At 60.7% G+C, this 14,592-nt stretch carries 14 protein-coding genes, 1 tRNA gene and 1 pseudogene; 6 read left to right on the forward strand and 10 right to left on the reverse strand.

From position 1 onward, the window contains the following. The 5 genes and pseudogenes from VIW95_RS04145 to VIW95_RS04165 form a co-directional block, all read right to left on the reverse strand. A pseudogene (locus VIW95_RS04145) lies at positions 1-317 on the reverse strand (ABC transporter permease); the annotation flags it as partial. Between the two features lie 3 nt (positions 318-320). After that, complete coding sequence (locus VIW95_RS04150; protein WP_331584154.1) at positions 321-467, reverse strand: hypothetical protein; 147 nt, start codon at positions 465-467, stop codon at positions 321-323. A 115-nt stretch (positions 468-582) separates the two neighbouring features. Beyond that, complete coding sequence (locus VIW95_RS04155) at positions 583-1,308, reverse strand: VIT1/CCC1 transporter family protein (RefSeq protein WP_331584155.1); 726 nt, start codon at positions 1,306-1,308, stop codon at positions 583-585. A gap of 7 nt (positions 1,309-1,315) precedes the next feature. Then, on the reverse strand, positions 1,316-1,843 hold the full coding sequence (locus VIW95_RS04160) for a peroxiredoxin (RefSeq protein WP_331584156.1): 528 nt from the start codon (positions 1,841-1,843) through the stop codon (positions 1,316-1,318). 44 nt (positions 1,844-1,887) lie between these two features. Then, positions 1,888-2,610 (reverse strand): SIMPL domain-containing protein, encoded by a 723-nt coding sequence (locus VIW95_RS04165; RefSeq protein WP_331584157.1) that lies wholly within the window; start codon positions 2,608-2,610, stop codon positions 1,888-1,890. Positions 2,611-2,709: 99 nt separating this feature from the next. On the opposite strand from VIW95_RS04165, the gene proS reads away from it, so the two are divergent. Then, positions 2,710-4,182, forward strand: coding sequence for a proline--tRNA ligase (gene proS / locus VIW95_RS04170; protein WP_331584158.1), 1,473 nt, complete (start codon positions 2,710-2,712; stop codon positions 4,180-4,182). A gap of 74 nt (positions 4,183-4,256) precedes the next feature. On the opposite strand, the gene trpS is transcribed toward proS, so the two are convergent. Together trpS and VIW95_RS04180 are read right to left on the reverse strand one after the other, a co-directional pair. Further along, positions 4,257-5,255, reverse strand: coding sequence for a tryptophan--tRNA ligase (gene trpS, locus VIW95_RS04175; protein ID WP_331584159.1), 999 nt, complete (start codon positions 5,253-5,255; stop codon positions 4,257-4,259). Between the two features lie 11 nt (positions 5,256-5,266). After that, positions 5,267-6,142 carry a deoxyribonuclease IV gene (locus VIW95_RS04180; protein WP_331584160.1) on the reverse strand — a complete coding sequence of 292 codons (876 nt, stop codon included), beginning with the start codon at positions 6,140-6,142 and terminating at the stop codon, positions 5,267-5,269. 118 nt (positions 6,143-6,260) lie between these two features. On the opposite strand from VIW95_RS04180, the gene VIW95_RS04185 reads away from it, so the two are divergent. From VIW95_RS04185 to VIW95_RS04205, 5 genes are all read left to right on the forward strand, one after another. After that, complete coding sequence (locus VIW95_RS04185; protein WP_331584161.1) at positions 6,261-6,686, forward strand: hypothetical protein; 426 nt, start codon at positions 6,261-6,263, stop codon at positions 6,684-6,686. A 63-nt stretch (positions 6,687-6,749) separates the two neighbouring features. Further along, positions 6,750-7,616 (forward strand): NAD(+)/NADH kinase, encoded by an 867-nt coding sequence (locus tag VIW95_RS04190; protein ID WP_331584162.1) that lies wholly within the window; start codon positions 6,750-6,752, stop codon positions 7,614-7,616. A 14-nt stretch (positions 7,617-7,630) separates the two neighbouring features. After that, positions 7,631-9,328 (forward strand): DNA repair protein RecN, encoded by a 1,698-nt coding sequence (gene recN, locus VIW95_RS04195; RefSeq protein ID WP_331584163.1) that lies wholly within the window; start codon positions 7,631-7,633, stop codon positions 9,326-9,328. Positions 9,329-9,404: 76 nt separating this feature from the next. Then, a complete protein-coding gene (locus tag VIW95_RS04200) occupies positions 9,405-10,505 on the forward strand; it encodes an amidohydrolase family protein (protein WP_331584164.1) in 1,101 nt (366 codons plus the stop codon). A 61-nt stretch (positions 10,506-10,566) separates the two neighbouring features. After that, positions 10,567-10,643: transfer RNA gene (locus VIW95_RS04205), tRNA-Ala, on the forward strand. A gap of 148 nt (positions 10,644-10,791) precedes the next feature. On the opposite strand, the gene katG is transcribed toward VIW95_RS04205, so the two are convergent. From katG to VIW95_RS04215, 3 genes are all read right to left on the reverse strand, one after another. Further along, positions 10,792-12,999 carry a catalase/peroxidase HPI gene (gene katG / locus VIW95_RS04210; RefSeq protein WP_331584165.1) on the reverse strand — a complete coding sequence of 736 codons (2,208 nt, stop codon included), beginning with the start codon at positions 12,997-12,999 and terminating at the stop codon, positions 10,792-10,794. A gap of 94 nt (positions 13,000-13,093) precedes the next feature. Continuing rightward, positions 13,094-13,612: a Fur family transcriptional regulator gene (locus VIW95_RS17565; RefSeq protein WP_414645266.1), complete on the reverse strand. Its 519-nt coding sequence runs from the start codon at positions 13,610-13,612 to the stop codon at positions 13,094-13,096. Between the two features lie 190 nt (positions 13,613-13,802). Beyond that, positions 13,803-14,555 (reverse strand): glucose 1-dehydrogenase, encoded by a 753-nt coding sequence (locus VIW95_RS04215; RefSeq protein WP_331584166.1) that lies wholly within the window; start codon positions 14,553-14,555, stop codon positions 13,803-13,805. Positions 14,556-14,592 lie beyond the last annotated feature (37 nt).

Genomic DNA, 14,592 nt, shown 5'->3' on the forward strand with positions numbered 1-14,592 from the left:
ATCGCCGCGCCGGCAAGCAGGGCGGTAGCGGGAAAGCGATCGGCGATAAGCGTCGTCACGCTCTCGCGCCGGATATACGAGCGGCCGAGGTCGCCGTGTATCGCGCGGTCGAGGTAGCGCGCGTACTGGACGTAGACCGGCTGATCGAGGCCCAATTCGGTCCGGATCGTTGCGAGAGTTTGCGGATCCGCCTTCGCCCCGGCCATCGCGACCGCGGGATCGGCAGGAACGACGAATGCGATCGCGAACGTGATGATTGAAGTCCCGACGAGAACTGCCGCACCAAAAACGATACGCCGAACGAGGTAAGCGAGCATCGTTCAGCCCGCGAGGATCCCGCGCGCGCCAAGCTCGCGGCGAAGCTGGATTTCGGCGCGAGCGCGATGGCGTCGAGCGCTGGCGGAGTCTTCGGTGGAATCGAGTGCGGCGCGAGCCTCGGGCGCGAGTGTCGCGATCACTGTCGACATTTCTGCGAACAACTCCTCGTCGTCAGCGCTGAGAGCAGCGTCTGATTTTAGTGCGCGATAGTGCGCGAGAAATGCGGCTAGCGATGAGTACGCAGGAATTTTCACGCGAACAAGGCTAGCCTGCGGTTGCACCGAGTGGCGAGATCGCGAGTCCGATCAGATAGCCGGCAGCGGCAGCGCTCATCGCGATTGCAAGAAAGCGCACGCCCGACCGCCATCGATCGCGGCGATGCGCAAGCCATCCCTCGAAGTATCCCACACCAAACAAGGTGAGCGCGGTTGCGGCGAGCGCGCCGCCAAGGTCGTAGCGCGGAACCGTGATCAGCATGTATGGCAGCAACGGAACGAGCGCGCCGACGAGGAATGCGATACCCATCACGACTCCGTCCAGCGCCGGCCTACCGAACGTCGGCCCGCTGAACCCGAACATCTTCGCCTCGGCGGTCGATTCGAGAGCCTTGGGGGAAGTGCTGAGCAGGCGTACGACGCGATAGCCGGCCTCGCGGCTGAGTCCTTCCTTGCACAGCTCGTCGAGCAACCCTTCCTGAACGGTGTACGGCTTTTCGGCGGCGTCGGCGCGCACGAGATCGAGCTCGGCGCGCAGGACCTCGGTTTCCGCGCGCGCGCCCAAGTAGGCTCCTGCGGCCATCGAGAGCGCCCCGGCCGCGGTGGAGGCCAACGCAGCGAGCGTGACCTGCGAATGCTGCGAGACCGCGCCGCTCAGCCCGCACAGCACACCCGCGGTCGTCAGCACGCCGTCCTGCACGCCGAATACGATTTCGCGGATGCTCGAGAGCCGCTCGAAGAGCCGCCGTTTTGCCGCGGGATCGACTGTTGCCAAGCTCGCCCTAGAACTCGCGGTCGGTTGGACCGCACTCGACGCCCGGAGTCCAATCGGCCGGGCAGAGCCGGCCGGTGCGGAGCGCGCGCACGATTCGAAGCGTCTCGCTGACGCTGCGGCCAATGTTCAGCGGGCATGATGCGGCGAATGCAACTTTACGCTTGCGATCGAGGATGAACGTTGCACGCAAAGCGACCTTCTCATTTTCGTCGAATACGCCGTAGGCGCGCGCGAGACTGCCGTCGGGGTCGGCGAGCATCGGATAGCCGATTCTGCCGAGCTCGCGGGCCCATCGAAGATGGCTGTCCACGTTGTCGATGCTAACGCCCACGATTGACGTCTCCTCGGCGGCGAACTCCTTCAGCGCATTGTTGAAGCCAGTGACTTCGGTCGGACAGATGAACGAAAAATCGCGCGGATAAAAAAAGAGCAGAACCAGTTCGGAGGGAATCTTCGCGAGGCTCAAGCGGGCGGTACGCCCGTCGAGTGCGCATTCGAGATCGAACGGTGGAGCGGGATCGCCAGGCTTCAGCATTTTGGCCTCGTCTGCGCAATCGGTCGATAACGCAACAGCAAAACCTACTCAATCTCGAAGGTGAGAGAAACCGTCGCCGGCACAGTGACTTCGCCGGGTTCGACCGGCGTTGCGACATTCGTCGACATCGCCATCGCTCGCCCCATGCGAATCGGAATCGGCCGCTCTTGCGAGACGGTGGTCGCCTTGAGGACTTTGCCGAGCTTTACGTTCAGCGCAGACGCGAGCGCATCGGCCTGAGCATGCGCGTCGCGAGTTGCGATCGCGATCGCTTCGGTACGCGCCTTGGTGTCGTCCTTGACACTGAAACTGAGCGAGTTGACGCGATTCGCGCCGGCCGCTATCGCGGAATCGATGAGCGCGCCGACCAGGTCCAACGCGCCGGTATTCAGCGTCACCGTGTTTTGCGCGTTGTAGCCGATAATCGTGGGCTTCGCGTTGGGGCGCTGGTCGTATTGGGGATCCAGCGAATATCCGCCAGTGGTAATCTTACCCTTGTCGCCGAGTTTGGACTTGAGCGCGTCGATCACCTTGGTCGCCAGTGCCGCGTTCCGTGCCGCGGCTTCCTCGGCCGTCTTCGCCTGAGTATCAATCGCGAGATCCAAATCCGCCGTATCAGGAGACGTGCGCGTCTCGCCGGTGCCGTCAACCTCGATCGTCCGCTTGGCGAAAATATTCTCACCGCTTTGCGCCGACGCCGTGCCCAGCACCGCGATCGCGGTTGCCAGCGCAAGACCGACGGCAGCTATTCGGAGTCTCAGCTTCATGACTTTCACCTCGGGCATGCTCCGGACTAAGTTGATTCGAGGCGACTTTATCCGGAGACTGTACCAATTGACGATAATCAATGTCGTCACGCAAGACGAATGGCGGAAAAACCGGCAAAGCAAAACGACAAGAAGGTGACGCCGCGCAGTGAGGATTTCGCCGCCTGGTACAACGACATCTGCCTGCGCGCCGAGTTGGCGGACTACTCGCCGGTGCGCGGATGCATCGTGTTTCGTCCCGACGGTTTCGCGATTTGGGAGGCGCTGCGCGACGAACTCGACAAGCGCATCAAGAAAACCGGCGCGCGCAACGCGTACTTCCCGCTGTTCATCCCGCAGAGCTTCCTGCAAAAAGAGGCGCAACACGTCGAGGGCTTCGCGCCCGAGCTTGCGGTCGTCACGCACGGCGGCGGCAAGGAGCTGGAAGAGCCGCTGGTAGTGCGGCCCACATCCGAGACGATCATCAACCATATGTTCTCGCAGTGGATCAGATCGCATCGCGATTTGCCGATGATGCTCAATCAATGGTGCAACGTCGTGCGATGGGAAATGCGCACCCGCATGTTCCTACGCACCACGGAGTTTCTCTGGCAGGAGGGGCACACGGCGCACGCCTCGCGCGAGGAAGCGGAAGCCGAGACGCTCATGATACTCGAACTCTATCGGAAGTTCGTCGAGGAGTTTCTGGCTATCCCGCTGATCGTGGGCCGCAAGAGTGCGGCGGAGCGTTTTCCAGGCGCGGTCGAGACCTACACTATCGAAGGTCTGATGGGCGATGGGCGCGCGCTGCAGTGCGGCACCACCCATTTCCTCGGGCAAAATTTTTCGAAAGCATTCGAGACGCGCTACCTCGACGATCAAAACCAGATGCAGTTCGTGTGGCAGACAAGCTGGGGCATGACGACGCGGCTAATCGGCGCCATCGTGATGACGCACGGCGACGACCAGGGACTTCGACTGCCGCCGACGGTCGCATCGACGCAGGCAGTCATCGTGCCGATTTTCCGCAAACCCGAGGAAGGCGCGACCGTGCTCGCCGCGGCGCGCACAGCGCTGGAAGCGCTGACGAAGGCGGGAATCCGCGCGCGCATCGACGAGCGCGAGGGCATGACGCCGGGGTTCAAGTTCAACGATTGGGAGATGCGCGGGGTGCCGGTGCGAATCGAGATCGGACCGCGTGACGTCGCCGCGGGGGAAGCAGTGATCGCGCGGCGCGACAAGTCGGGGCCGGAATCGAAGAGCAAGGCGTCGCTCGCAACGATCGCGGATACGGTGAGCGCGCTGCTCGGCGAGACTCAGAAAAGTCTATACGCGCAGGCCAAAGCCGCGATGATCGCCAATACGCGGAACTTCGACGACTACGCGGTGTTCCGCAAACACATGGAAGGCGAAGGCGGCGGCGGATTCGCCAACGTCTATTGGTGCGGGAATCCAGCCTGCGAGACACGAATCCGCGAAGAGACCAAGGCGACTTGCCGCGCGATCCCACTCACCAATGACGGTATCGCGGGCAAATGTCTGGTATGCGGAGAATCCGCAACCGAGCGCGCATACTTCGCAAAGTCGTATTAACACTGGGTGCAGGGGTCACCCCTGCCGAAGGAAGCGTGAAACCCACCGCGGGTTTCACATTAAAATAACGTGATTTAGAATTTGTAACTGATCTTCATCGCGGTGCGCACTTCGGCCATCGTCTCCTTCGCGACGGCGCGCCCCTTGCGCGTACCCTCGACGATGATCTCCCGTACGCGCTCCGGCTTCGACGCGAACTGCTCACGGCGCTCGCGAATCGGTTCCAGAACAGCGTTCAACGCCTTGAACAGCTTCTCCTTGACCTCGACGTCGCCGACCGTGCCCTTGCGGTAGCGCTCCTTCAAATCGTCAACCTCCGCCTTATCCGGATTGAACACGTCGTGGTACGTGAAAACCGGGTTGCCTTCGACGTGGCCCGGGTCGGTCGGATGCAGCCGCGTCGGATCGGTGTACATCGACATCACGCGCTTGCGCACGACGTCGGTCGGGTCGCCGAGGTAGATACAATTGCCGAGCGACTTGCCCATCTTCGCGCCGCCGTCCGTCCCCGGCAGCCGCGCCACTGCGCCGACCAGCGCTTTCGGCTCGATCAGGACCTTGTCGTACATGCGATTGAAGCGGCGCACGATCTCGCGCGCCTGCTCGATCATTGGGAGCTGATCCTCGCCGACCGGCACCAGGTGCGCCTTGAAGATCGTGATGTCGGAAGCCTGCGAAATCGGATACGTGTAGAAGCCCACCGGCAGGGCTTTGCTGAAATTCTTTTGCTTGATTTCGTCCTTGAGAGTCGGGTTGCGTTCGAGCGTCGCCGTGGTGACAAGGTTCATGAAATAAATCGTCAGCTCGGTCAGCTCGGGGACCATCGACTGTACCACGAACTTCGCTTTTTCCGGATCGATACCGACCGCCAGGTAGTCGAGCGCAACCTCGAAGATATTCGCCTCGAGTTTCTCGGGATGCTCGAAGTTGTCGGTCAGCGCCTGAACATCGGCCATTAGTAAGTAGGTATCGTATTCTTCCTGCAAGCGTACCCGATTTTGCAGCGATCCTACATAGTGGCCGAGATGCAATGGCGAGGTTGGACGGTCTCCAGTGAGTATTCGTTTAATCATCTGTCAAATAGTCAGTTGGCGAACAGACTGCGTAATGTTGCCAGATTTTCGATATCCTCTTTCATCTCGGGTCCCTTCGGCGTCTCCAGGCACATCGGCAGCCCAAAAAATCGGGGATCGTTGAGCAAACGCCGAAACGGGTCGAGGCCAATAAACCCTTTTCCGATATGCTGATGGCGATCGACGCGCGAATGAAAGTCCTTGATCGAGTCGTTCAGATGAAACGCGGCTAGTCTTCTGAGGCCAACAAATTTGTCGAGCTCGCCGAATGTATTTTCGTATCCTTCAGGAGTGCGAATATCGTAGCCGGCGGCAAACGCGTGCTCGGTATCGAAACACAGGCGCAGTCGCTCGTTCTCGACGACGGCGTCGAAGATTTGGGCCATCTGCTCAAACGTGTGGCCTAAATTACTGCCTTGACCGGCTGTGATCTCGAGCGCGATCTTGACGTTGAAGCCTTTGCTGGCCGCATGCGCCTCGTCGATCGATTTCGCGATCGTCTTGATGCCATTCTCGACGCCCGAGCCGACGTGCGCGCCCGGATGCGTGACCAGAAGCGGAACGCCAAGGGCCTCGCATCTATGCAGCTCGTCGATAAATCCTTTCACCGACTTGAGCCGCATAGCTTCATCCGGTGCACCGAGATTCACCAGGTAAGAGTCGTGCGCGATGACGGTCGCGATGCCGGTCGCGCTTCGATTGCGCTTGAACGTTTCGATTTCCTCTTTGCTGTACGGCTTCGACGCCCACTGCCGCGACGACTTGGTGAAGATCTGGATGCAATCGCAACCGATTTGTTTGCCGCGGTTCAAAGACTCGCCAACTTCGCCGGCGATCGACATATGCGCGCCGAGCATTGGACGACCGGGTTTGCGGGTGTTTGCCATCGTGAGACTGCCTTTGCGTGCCCACCTCGATAGACGCGAGCGCATCGCGATTTTATACGAAAGAACGGCCAAAGCGAGGGCGGAGCGGCGTAACCGCTCTTGCTCGCGACGCCTATCGGTGGATACTTCATTACTCGTGCGAATCGCGATCATCATCGGGCTGACGATTGCCGCCGTGGGATGTGCTCACGTGCTGTCGCTGCCACCGCAGGTCACCCTCTCGGAAGTGGAGCCGTCGGGCCGCGCCGCCAAGCCGCCTGATTGCAATATGCCGGTGTTGCGGCATGAGCCGTTGAGAGATTTTCGCAAGGTCGCGATCGTCGAGGCGTTGGGAAACCGTTATGCGAGTGAGGCAGACGTCCTGCCCGCGGTTCAGCGCAAGGCGTGTGAAACCGGTGCGGATGCGATCGTCGTAACCACCAGTCGGGCGCAGACCTCCGAAGACGCCACCGGCTATTACATCGATTCGGTTGCCATAGTGTACGGCAAGGAAAATCCGGCTGCGGCCGGCACCGCTTATAAGGTTCCCCGGATTGCTCAGTGAGACTGAGAATGCACCTCGAATGCTTTCGCGTCACTCAGAATTTCAGCGCATGATGAGCATCTGATGGCGTCGGCAAAGCGCTCCATACAAACAGTCGGCCTCGTCGTCAAGCGCGAGCGGCCCGAAGCAGTCACCATCGCGCGAACCCTCACCCGCTTTCTGCGCAGCAAGCACAAGACCCCGATCGCCGACTCGGAGACCGCGAAAAAGATCGGTGCCGAGGCCGTCGAGCGGCATCATCTGGCCGATCGTGCCGATCTGATCGTGGTGCTCGGCGGCGACGGCACCCTGCTCGGCGTCGCGCGGCTGGTGGCCTCGAAGGGAATTCCGATCATCGGTGTCAATCTCGGCGGACTCGGTTTCCTGACCGAAGTGACTATCGGGGAAGCGCAAGCCGCCCTCGGACGCGTGCTCGCCGGAGATTACGAAGTCGACAAGCGGATAATGCTCGAGGCAATCATCGAACGCGCATCAGAACAACTCGCTCAGTCGTATCAAGCTTTCAATGACGTGGTCGTCGGCAAAGGCCCACTCGGCAGGATGCTCGATCTCGACGTATTCGCGAACCGCACCGCCTTCTGCTCGTATCGCGCCGACGGATTGATCGTCGCAACTCCCACGGGCTCGACCGCATACGCGCTGGCCGCTGGCGGGCCAATCGTCTATCCCACCCTCGGCGCGATAGTGCTCGCGCCAATCTGCCCGCATACTCTGAGCAACCGTCCCGTCGTGTTGCCCGACACATACGAAATCGAGATTCACGTCAAAGCACCCGATCACGATACGACCTTCACCGTTGACGGCCAGGAGTCGTCCCAACTGGGGCCGGACGACGTAATCAAAATTCACCGGGGACGCCACGTCGTCTCGCTAATCCGCTCCGCTCATCCATATTTCGAAATCTGGCGCGACAAGCTCCACTGGGGATAGCGCGCGCGTCGCGGATGCTGCTCGAACTGCATATACGAAACTTCGCGATCATCGAGGAAGCCAATCTCGAGTTCGGCGCTGGCCTCAATGTGCTCTCCGGCGAAACCGGCGCCGGCAAAACGATAATCCTGAACGCGCTTGGGTTGCTGCTAGGCTCGCGCGCATCGCCGGACATGATCCGCTCCGGCGAAAAAGAAGCAGTCGTCGAGGGACTGTTCGAGCTCGAAGGCGAGGCCGCAATGCCTGACCTGGCCGCGCGCAAAGGCGACGGCCGCAGCCGCGAATTGCTCGTGCGCAGGGTGATCGCCGAGGGCGGCGGACGCTCGCGAGTCACGATCGACGGCGAACTTGCCACGGTGCAGAGCCTGGTCAAGATAGGCGCGTCGTTGGTCCAGGTCTATGGACAGCACGAGCAACACTCGTTGCTTCGCGCCGAGAGCCATCGCGAGATTCTCGATCGCTACGCGAACCTCGACGACGAACTCGCATCCTATCGCGAACGTTACGCGCGCGCGGAAGAAATCCAGTCCCGCCTTCAGGAACTGAACCGCCGCGAACGTGAACGCGCGGATCTGCTGGAACTCGCAAGGTTCCGCGCGACCGAACTCGAACGCGCCAGCCTCGTCGGCGGCGAAGATGAAGCGCTGTCGCAAGAGCGAACCGTGCTCTCCAACGCAAGCAAGCTCGCCGCCGCCGCGCTCGAGGCCGAGCAAGCGCTTTACGGCGCCGACGGCGCGGCGACCGACACAGTTTCGCGAGCCGAAGCGCGTCTGGTCGAGGCAGCAGCGCTCGACCCGAAACTGGACGAGGCACTCGAGATGATCAAGTCGGCGCGCGCGAATCTCGAAGAAGCGGCGCGCACGCTGGGCGCATATGCGTCGACCATCGAAGCCGACCCCGCGCGGCTCGAGGAAATCGACAACCGTCTTCAGGAACTTACGCGCCTCAAGCGAAAATACGGCGGATCGATCGACACGGCTATCGAGACGTTGGAGCGATCGCGGGTGGAAATCGGCGAGCTCGAGGGAATCGGCGAGTCGAAGGCGCAGGTCGAAGCCGCGATGACGGCGGCGCTCGACGAACTCGCCGCGCACGCGAATAGACTGTCCTCGATTCGCAAACGCTCCGCCGCCGACCTCGGCCGCAAGATGGAAGCCGAATTGAAGTCGCTCGGGATGCGCTCGCCGGGTTTCGAGCCTCGCCTCGGCGCGCTCGCCGCGGACGAAGCCGGCTTCGCGCACGGCGACGCTGCGCTCGGTCCGTTCGGTATCGACACCGTCGAGTTTCACTTGTCGCCGAATGTCGGTCAGCCTGCGATGCCTTTGTTGCGAATCGCCTCGGGCGGTGAGCTTTCGCGCGTGATGCTCGCGCTCAAGCGGCTCGAGGCGCAACGCCGCGGCGTAGCCACGATGATTTTCGACGAGGTGGACGCGGGAATCGGCGGCGCAGTCGCGCAGGTGGTCGGCCGCAAATTGAAACAACTCTCGCGCTTTCATCAAATTCTGTGCGTCACTCACCTTGCGCAGATCGCTGCGTTTGCGGACCGTCATCTCACGGTCGAAAAAGAGGAGCGGCGCGGCTCGACACGTAGCCGGGTGGCGGTTCTTGAACCCGGCGATCGCACCGAGGAAATCGCGCGCATGCTCGGCGGCGAAGTTTCCGACAAATTCCGGCGCGCCGCCCGCGAACTGCTCGAACGCGCCCGCGAATGACGCGCGCTTGACGCCGTTTCGCCAACGGCGCTAAACGGCGATCAGGCTTCCGACCGAGTCAAGGGAGGGTCGCGCCATGGATGGTCACAAAATCCTGTCCGCCGATTCGCACGTGATCGAACCTGCCGATGTCTGGACCGCACGAATCGACAAGCGCTTTCTCGACCGTTCGCCGCGCGTGATCAAGCACGCCGGCAACCGGGAAGGAGACTTCTTCGTAGCCGAAGGACTGCGCCCGTTCCCGGTCGCAGGATTCGCCGTCGCCGGCGTCGATCCAAAGGACTTCGCCGAAAAAATGGCGGGCGGCTATCCCGGCGTCCGCCCCAGCGCGTGGGATCCCGAGCTCCGAATCAAAGACCAGGAGCGCGATGGCGTCTCGGGCGAAGTGCTCTATCCCAGCCTCGGAATGCGGCTGTTCCAAATGGAAGACGGCGAACTGCGCGCGGCGTGCTTTCGCGCATACAACGACTGGCTGGCCGACTATTGCGCGCACGGCCCGCGGCGTTTGGCGGGAATCGCGATGGTCTCGCTCGACGATCCGCTCGACGGAGTCGAGGAACTTCGGCGCGCGGCGAACAAAGGTCTGCGCGGCGCGATGATCTGGGGAGCTGCTCCGGTCGAGCGTCCCTACAGCGATCCGTCATACGATCCATTCTGGGCGGCGGCGCAAGATCTGCGAACGCCGATCAGCTTGCATATCCTGACTGAGCGGCGCGGCGGCAGCGATTTTCAAAGCGTGATGAAGGCCTACCCCGCGCTGCACCACTCAGTCGAGCGATCGCTCACCGAAATTATTTTTGCCGGCGTGCTCGAACGCTTTCCCAAGCTCAGGCTGGTCTCGGTCGAAAACGATATCGGATGGATTCCACATTTTCTCCAGCGCTTGGACCATTCCTTCGAGAAGTATCGCTATCTCGAAAAAGAAACGATTACGAATCCGCCCAGTTACTATTTTCGACGTCAGGTCCTGGCAACTTTTCAGGATGATCGCGTCGGTGTGGTGGCTCGGCATTTTATCGGCGTCAAAAGCCTGATGTGGGGGTCGGACTTCCCGCATTCGGACTCGACCTGGCCTAATTCGCGTGAGGTTATAGCGCGCGACTTCGAAGGCGTGCCCGACGACGAGCGCCGCCAGATGACGTCGGACAACGTCGCCGCGCTGTACGGCTTTGATTAAACCGGCCGGTCGGTTGACTCCACGGGCAGTATCCGGTTAGCTGAAAAATCTCGCCATCGGTGGGGCTGTAGCTCAGTTTGGGAGAGCGCCTGAATGGCATTCAGGAGGTCGCGCGTTCGATCCGCGTCAGCTCCACCAGTAAAATCCAGCTCTTTTCGGTTCCCAGGCACACACGAGCGACCTACACATTTCCAAGCTGGTCCGCGGCAGCGCCGTAGGCCGGTTTAGACCCGTTTCCCGAAAATCCCGACGACGGCGACAATACGCCTCGACATCCGTGCAGAGATCAGGCGAGGTCGAAGCGATCAAGGTTCATCACCTTGGTCCACGCCGCTGCGAAGTCTTTCACAAACTTCGCCTTCGAATCCGCGCACGCATAGACTTCCGCGAGGGCGCGCAGCTGCGAGTTCGAGCCGAAGATCAAGTCGACACTGGTGCCGGTCCATTTGACCTCGTTGGTCCTCCGGTCGCGCCCCTCGTACACGCCTTCCGAGCCAGCGGACGGCTGCCATTGCGTGCTCATGTCGAGAAGGTTGACGAAGAAGTCGTTGGTCAGCGTTTCTGGCCGCTTGGTGAAGACGCCGTGTTTGGCCTGCCCAAAGTTTGCATTCAGGGCGCGCATGCCACCGACGAGAACTGTCATCTCTGGGGCTGTCAGCGTCAGCAACTGCGCGCGATCCACCAGCAGTTCCTCCGCCGGTATTGGGTCTCCTTTCCGGAGGTAGTTAATAAACCCGTCTGCGGTCGGCTCGAGTACGGCGAATGAGGTCACATCGGTCTGATCCTGCGAAGCATCCGTGCGCCCCGACGAGAACGGAACCTTCACGTCGTGCCCGGCCTTTTTCGCAGCTTCCTCGACGGCTGCGGAGCCGCCAAGAACGATCAGGTCGGCAAGCGAAACTTTCTTCCCGCCAGACTGTGAAGCGTTGAACTTCTTTTGGATAGCTTCGAGCGTCTGCAGCGCCTTCGCCAGCGCGGCCGGCTGGTTCACTTCCCAATCCTTTTGCGGCGCAAGGCGAATCCGGGCCCCGTTCGCTCCACCGCGCTTGTCGGATCCGCGGAACGTCGCCGCTGACGACCAGGCAGTCGCGACCAGTTGGGAGATGGACAATCCGGATTTGAGGATCTCAGCCTTCAGAGCAGCAATGTCTCGCTCCCCGATCAATTCATGATCGACTGGGGGAACAGGGTCTTGCCATAGCTGGGACTCCTTGGGGACAAGCGGGCCAAGGTATCGCGAGCGAGGCCCCATGTCGCGATGGGTCAGCTTATACCACGCCTTGGCGAACGCGTCGGCGAACTGCTGGGGATTTTCGTAGAAGCGCCTCGAGATCTTTTCGTAAGCCGGGTCGAGCCGCAACGCAAGGTCTGTGGTCAGCATGGCTGGCGCGCGACGCTTTGACTTGTCATACGCATCCGGCACCGTACTGGCAGCTGCGCCATTTTTCGGTTGCCACTGATTCGCACCGGCCGGGCTCTTGGTCAGTTCCCATTCATAGCTGAACAGGTGCTTAAAGTAGTCGTTGCTCCACTTCGTTGGCGTCGTGGTCCAGGTGACTTCCAGGCCGCTAGTGATCGCGTCACCCGCTTTGCCCGTGCCGAATTTGCTCTTCCAGCCAAGGCCCTGCTCCTCGATGCCTGCGGCTTCCGGCTCTGGGCCCACCAGCGCCGCATCGCCAGCGCCGTGGGTTTTGCCAAAGGTGTGACCGCCGGCAATCAGCGCCACCGTTTCTTCGTCGTTCATTGCCATGCGGCGGAACGTCTCCCGGATATCCCGTGCTGCAGCGACCGGGTCCGGTTTTCCATTGGGCCCTTCCGGATTTACGTAAATCAGGCCCATTTGAACAGCACCCAAGGGAAGCGCGAGCTCACGGTCGCCGCTGTAGCGCTCATCCGCCAGCCACTTGCGCTCAGTCCCCCAGTAAAGCTCATCGGGCTCCCAGACATCCTCGCGCCCGCCGCCGAAGCCGAAGGTCTTGAAGCCCATCGACTCCAACGCGACGTTGCCCGCAAGAATCATCAAGTCGGCCCAGGAGATTTTCCGGCCATACTTCTCCTTTATCGGCCAGAGCAACCGGCGCGCCTTATCGAGGTTCGCGTTGTCCGGCCAGCTGTTGAGCGGCGCGAAACGCTGCTGGCCGGCTCCGGCGCCACCGCGGCCGTCGTGGATGCGGTACGTGCCTGCACTGTGCCACGCCATACGAATGAACAGCCCGCCGTAGTGGCCAAAGTCGGCCGGCCACCAATCCTGCGAGTTCGTCATCAAGGCATGAAGGTCTTTGATGACGGCATTCAGGTCGAGACTCTTGAATGCTTCAGCATAGTTGAAGTCCTTGTCCATAGGATCGGCCAAGGGAGACTGCGGGTGCAGGAACTTCAGGTTCAGCTGATTCGGCCACCAGTCCGCATTCGTCGGGTTTCCAGGCGCCGCGTTTCTGCGAGAACCGGGCGATACCGGGCATTTGCCGGTTGATAGATCGTGATCAATTGCCATATTTGTTGTCCTCCTGATTTTCGTTCAGGAAATTGTCTCGTTTGTTTCCTCTTTGCTACTAAACTACTAACCCAGACGTCTTGCTCGGACCGATTCAAAGATCTCGGATTGATGTGGTGTGGTGTTTGGCCGGCGTTCGCTTCTCGGCAAGCTGGCACCGTTTGCATAGAGCCTCGATTTCCAGCGAACAGCGCAGCAGTGCGAACTCTCCCAGGCTGGGTGTACCTTCGAGAAGCTTGTCCACTTCGGGTATCTCTATGTCATGTACCCGTCTGCATCGGACGCAAAGGACGTGGTGATGAGGCTCCATGTTGCCGTCATAGCGCGCAACATCGTGCAGGAGCGTTACCTTGCGCGCCTCTCCCACTTCGCAAAATTGCTCCAGAATCCGATGGACTGTGGCCAATGATACGTGGGGATGCTTGCGACGTACTGCCGCACAGAGCTCGTCGGTGCTTGGATGGTTCTCGGAAGCGAGCAGGGACCCAATGACTGCGAGCCGCTGGGGTGTGACAGCAATCCCCCGCTTACGACATCGCGCGACGAACTCGCCGAGTCGTTGAACTGAGTACTTCTCACGCGACCCTCGATCCACCAGACGGACTTCTCGCATAAGCCACTCCCGTACGACCAACGACACGGAACTCGACCAACAACCACGCCCCGGGGAAAGAGCAGATGACGGCTTAAAGGTTGGATAGTCCTCAGGTTCATCCGAAACCTGCTCTCACTTGCAACTAACTACTACGGCGTACAGCAAATCAAGTAAGATTGTCAAGCTTCGGGTTCCAGGCGTGCGGCTCTCAGTGCAAACCGCCGGATGAGCTGATTCTTTCCCCTGTCAGCCAGGCGGAGTCATCTGACGCGAGAAAAACAATAACCGGGACGATTTCCTCGGGCTTGCCGAATCTTGCCGCGAGCGGGGTAGCTGCAGCTCCCGCATCTCCCGCTGCACTGCCGACAAAGCCGCTGTCCCGGTTGCCCTCGGTATCGACCAGCCCCGGCGCCACGATATTAACCCGGATGTTCCGCGGTCCCAGTTCTTTTGCCAGCGCCATCGAGATTGAATCGATCGCGCCCTTGGTGCCGGAGTAGAGCGCAGAATTCGGCACCGGGTTGGCGCTTGCAATCGAACTGATATTGATGATGCTGCCGCCAGTTTTCGGGAAGTATTTGAGCGGCTCCTGCGTCGCGAGAATCGTCCCTAACACGTTGATATCGAACTCGCGATGGAACTCCTTCTCCGTGATCGCTTCAACCCGGTCGAACTGAAAGACACCGGCGTTGTTCACGAGCACGTCGACCGAGCCCAGAGCCTTTTTCGTCTCTTCGAACATCCGCTTTACGTCGGCCGCTTTAGAAACGTCAGCCTGAATCGCGATCGCCTTTCCGCCTTCGCTCGTGATCTGCGACGCGACGCGCTCCGCTCCTTCTTTTCCCACGGAATAGTTGACCGCGACTGCCGCTCCTTCGGCCGCGAGCGCTTTGGCGGTTGCAGCTCCGATTCCTTTGGATGCGCCAGTTACGATTGCCACCTTTCCAGCTAATTTTTTCATCTCAATATCTCCCTCGTTAAAAATTAAATTGATGTAC

It is taken from the genome of Binatus sp. (SeqCode) (genome assembly GCF_036522015.1).
Lineage (GTDB): Bacteria > Desulfobacterota > Binatia > Binatales > Binataceae > Binatus.

Bases quoted from the DNA above. Each gene is read 5' to 3' on its own strand.
- VIW95_RS04150 (WP_331584154.1), bottom strand. From the start codon at position 467: ATGTCGACAGTGATCGCGACACTCGCGCCCGAGGCTCGCGCCGCACTC.
- VIW95_RS04160 (WP_331584156.1), bottom strand. From the start codon at position 1,843: ATGCTGAAGCCTGGCGATCCCGCTCCACCGTTCGATCTCGAATGCGCA.
- VIW95_RS04165 (WP_331584157.1), bottom strand. From the start codon at position 2,610: ATGAAGCTGAGACTCCGAATAGCTGCCGTCGGTCTTGCGCTGGCAACC.
- proS (WP_331584158.1), top strand. From the start codon at position 2,710: ATGGCGGAAAAACCGGCAAAGCAAAACGACAAGAAGGTGACGCCGCGC.
- trpS (WP_331584159.1), bottom strand. From the start codon at position 5,255: ATGATTAAACGAATACTCACTGGAGACCGTCCAACCTCGCCATTGCAT.
- VIW95_RS04180 (WP_331584160.1), bottom strand. From the start codon at position 6,142: ATGGCAAACACCCGCAAACCCGGTCGTCCAATGCTCGGCGCGCATATG.
- VIW95_RS04190 (WP_331584162.1), top strand. From the start codon at position 6,750: ATGGCGTCGGCAAAGCGCTCCATACAAACAGTCGGCCTCGTCGTCAAG.
- recN (WP_331584163.1), top strand. From the start codon at position 7,631: ATGCTGCTCGAACTGCATATACGAAACTTCGCGATCATCGAGGAAGCC.
- VIW95_RS04200 (WP_331584164.1), top strand. From the start codon at position 9,405: ATGGATGGTCACAAAATCCTGTCCGCCGATTCGCACGTGATCGAACCT.
- katG (WP_331584165.1), bottom strand. From the start codon at position 12,999: ATGGCAATTGATCACGATCTATCAACCGGCAAATGCCCGGTATCGCCC.
- VIW95_RS17565 (WP_414645266.1), bottom strand. From the start codon at position 13,612: ATGCGAGAAGTCCGTCTGGTGGATCGAGGGTCGCGTGAGAAGTACTCA.
- VIW95_RS04215 (WP_331584166.1), bottom strand. From the start codon at position 14,555: ATGAAAAAATTAGCTGGAAAGGTGGCAATCGTAACTGGCGCATCCAAA.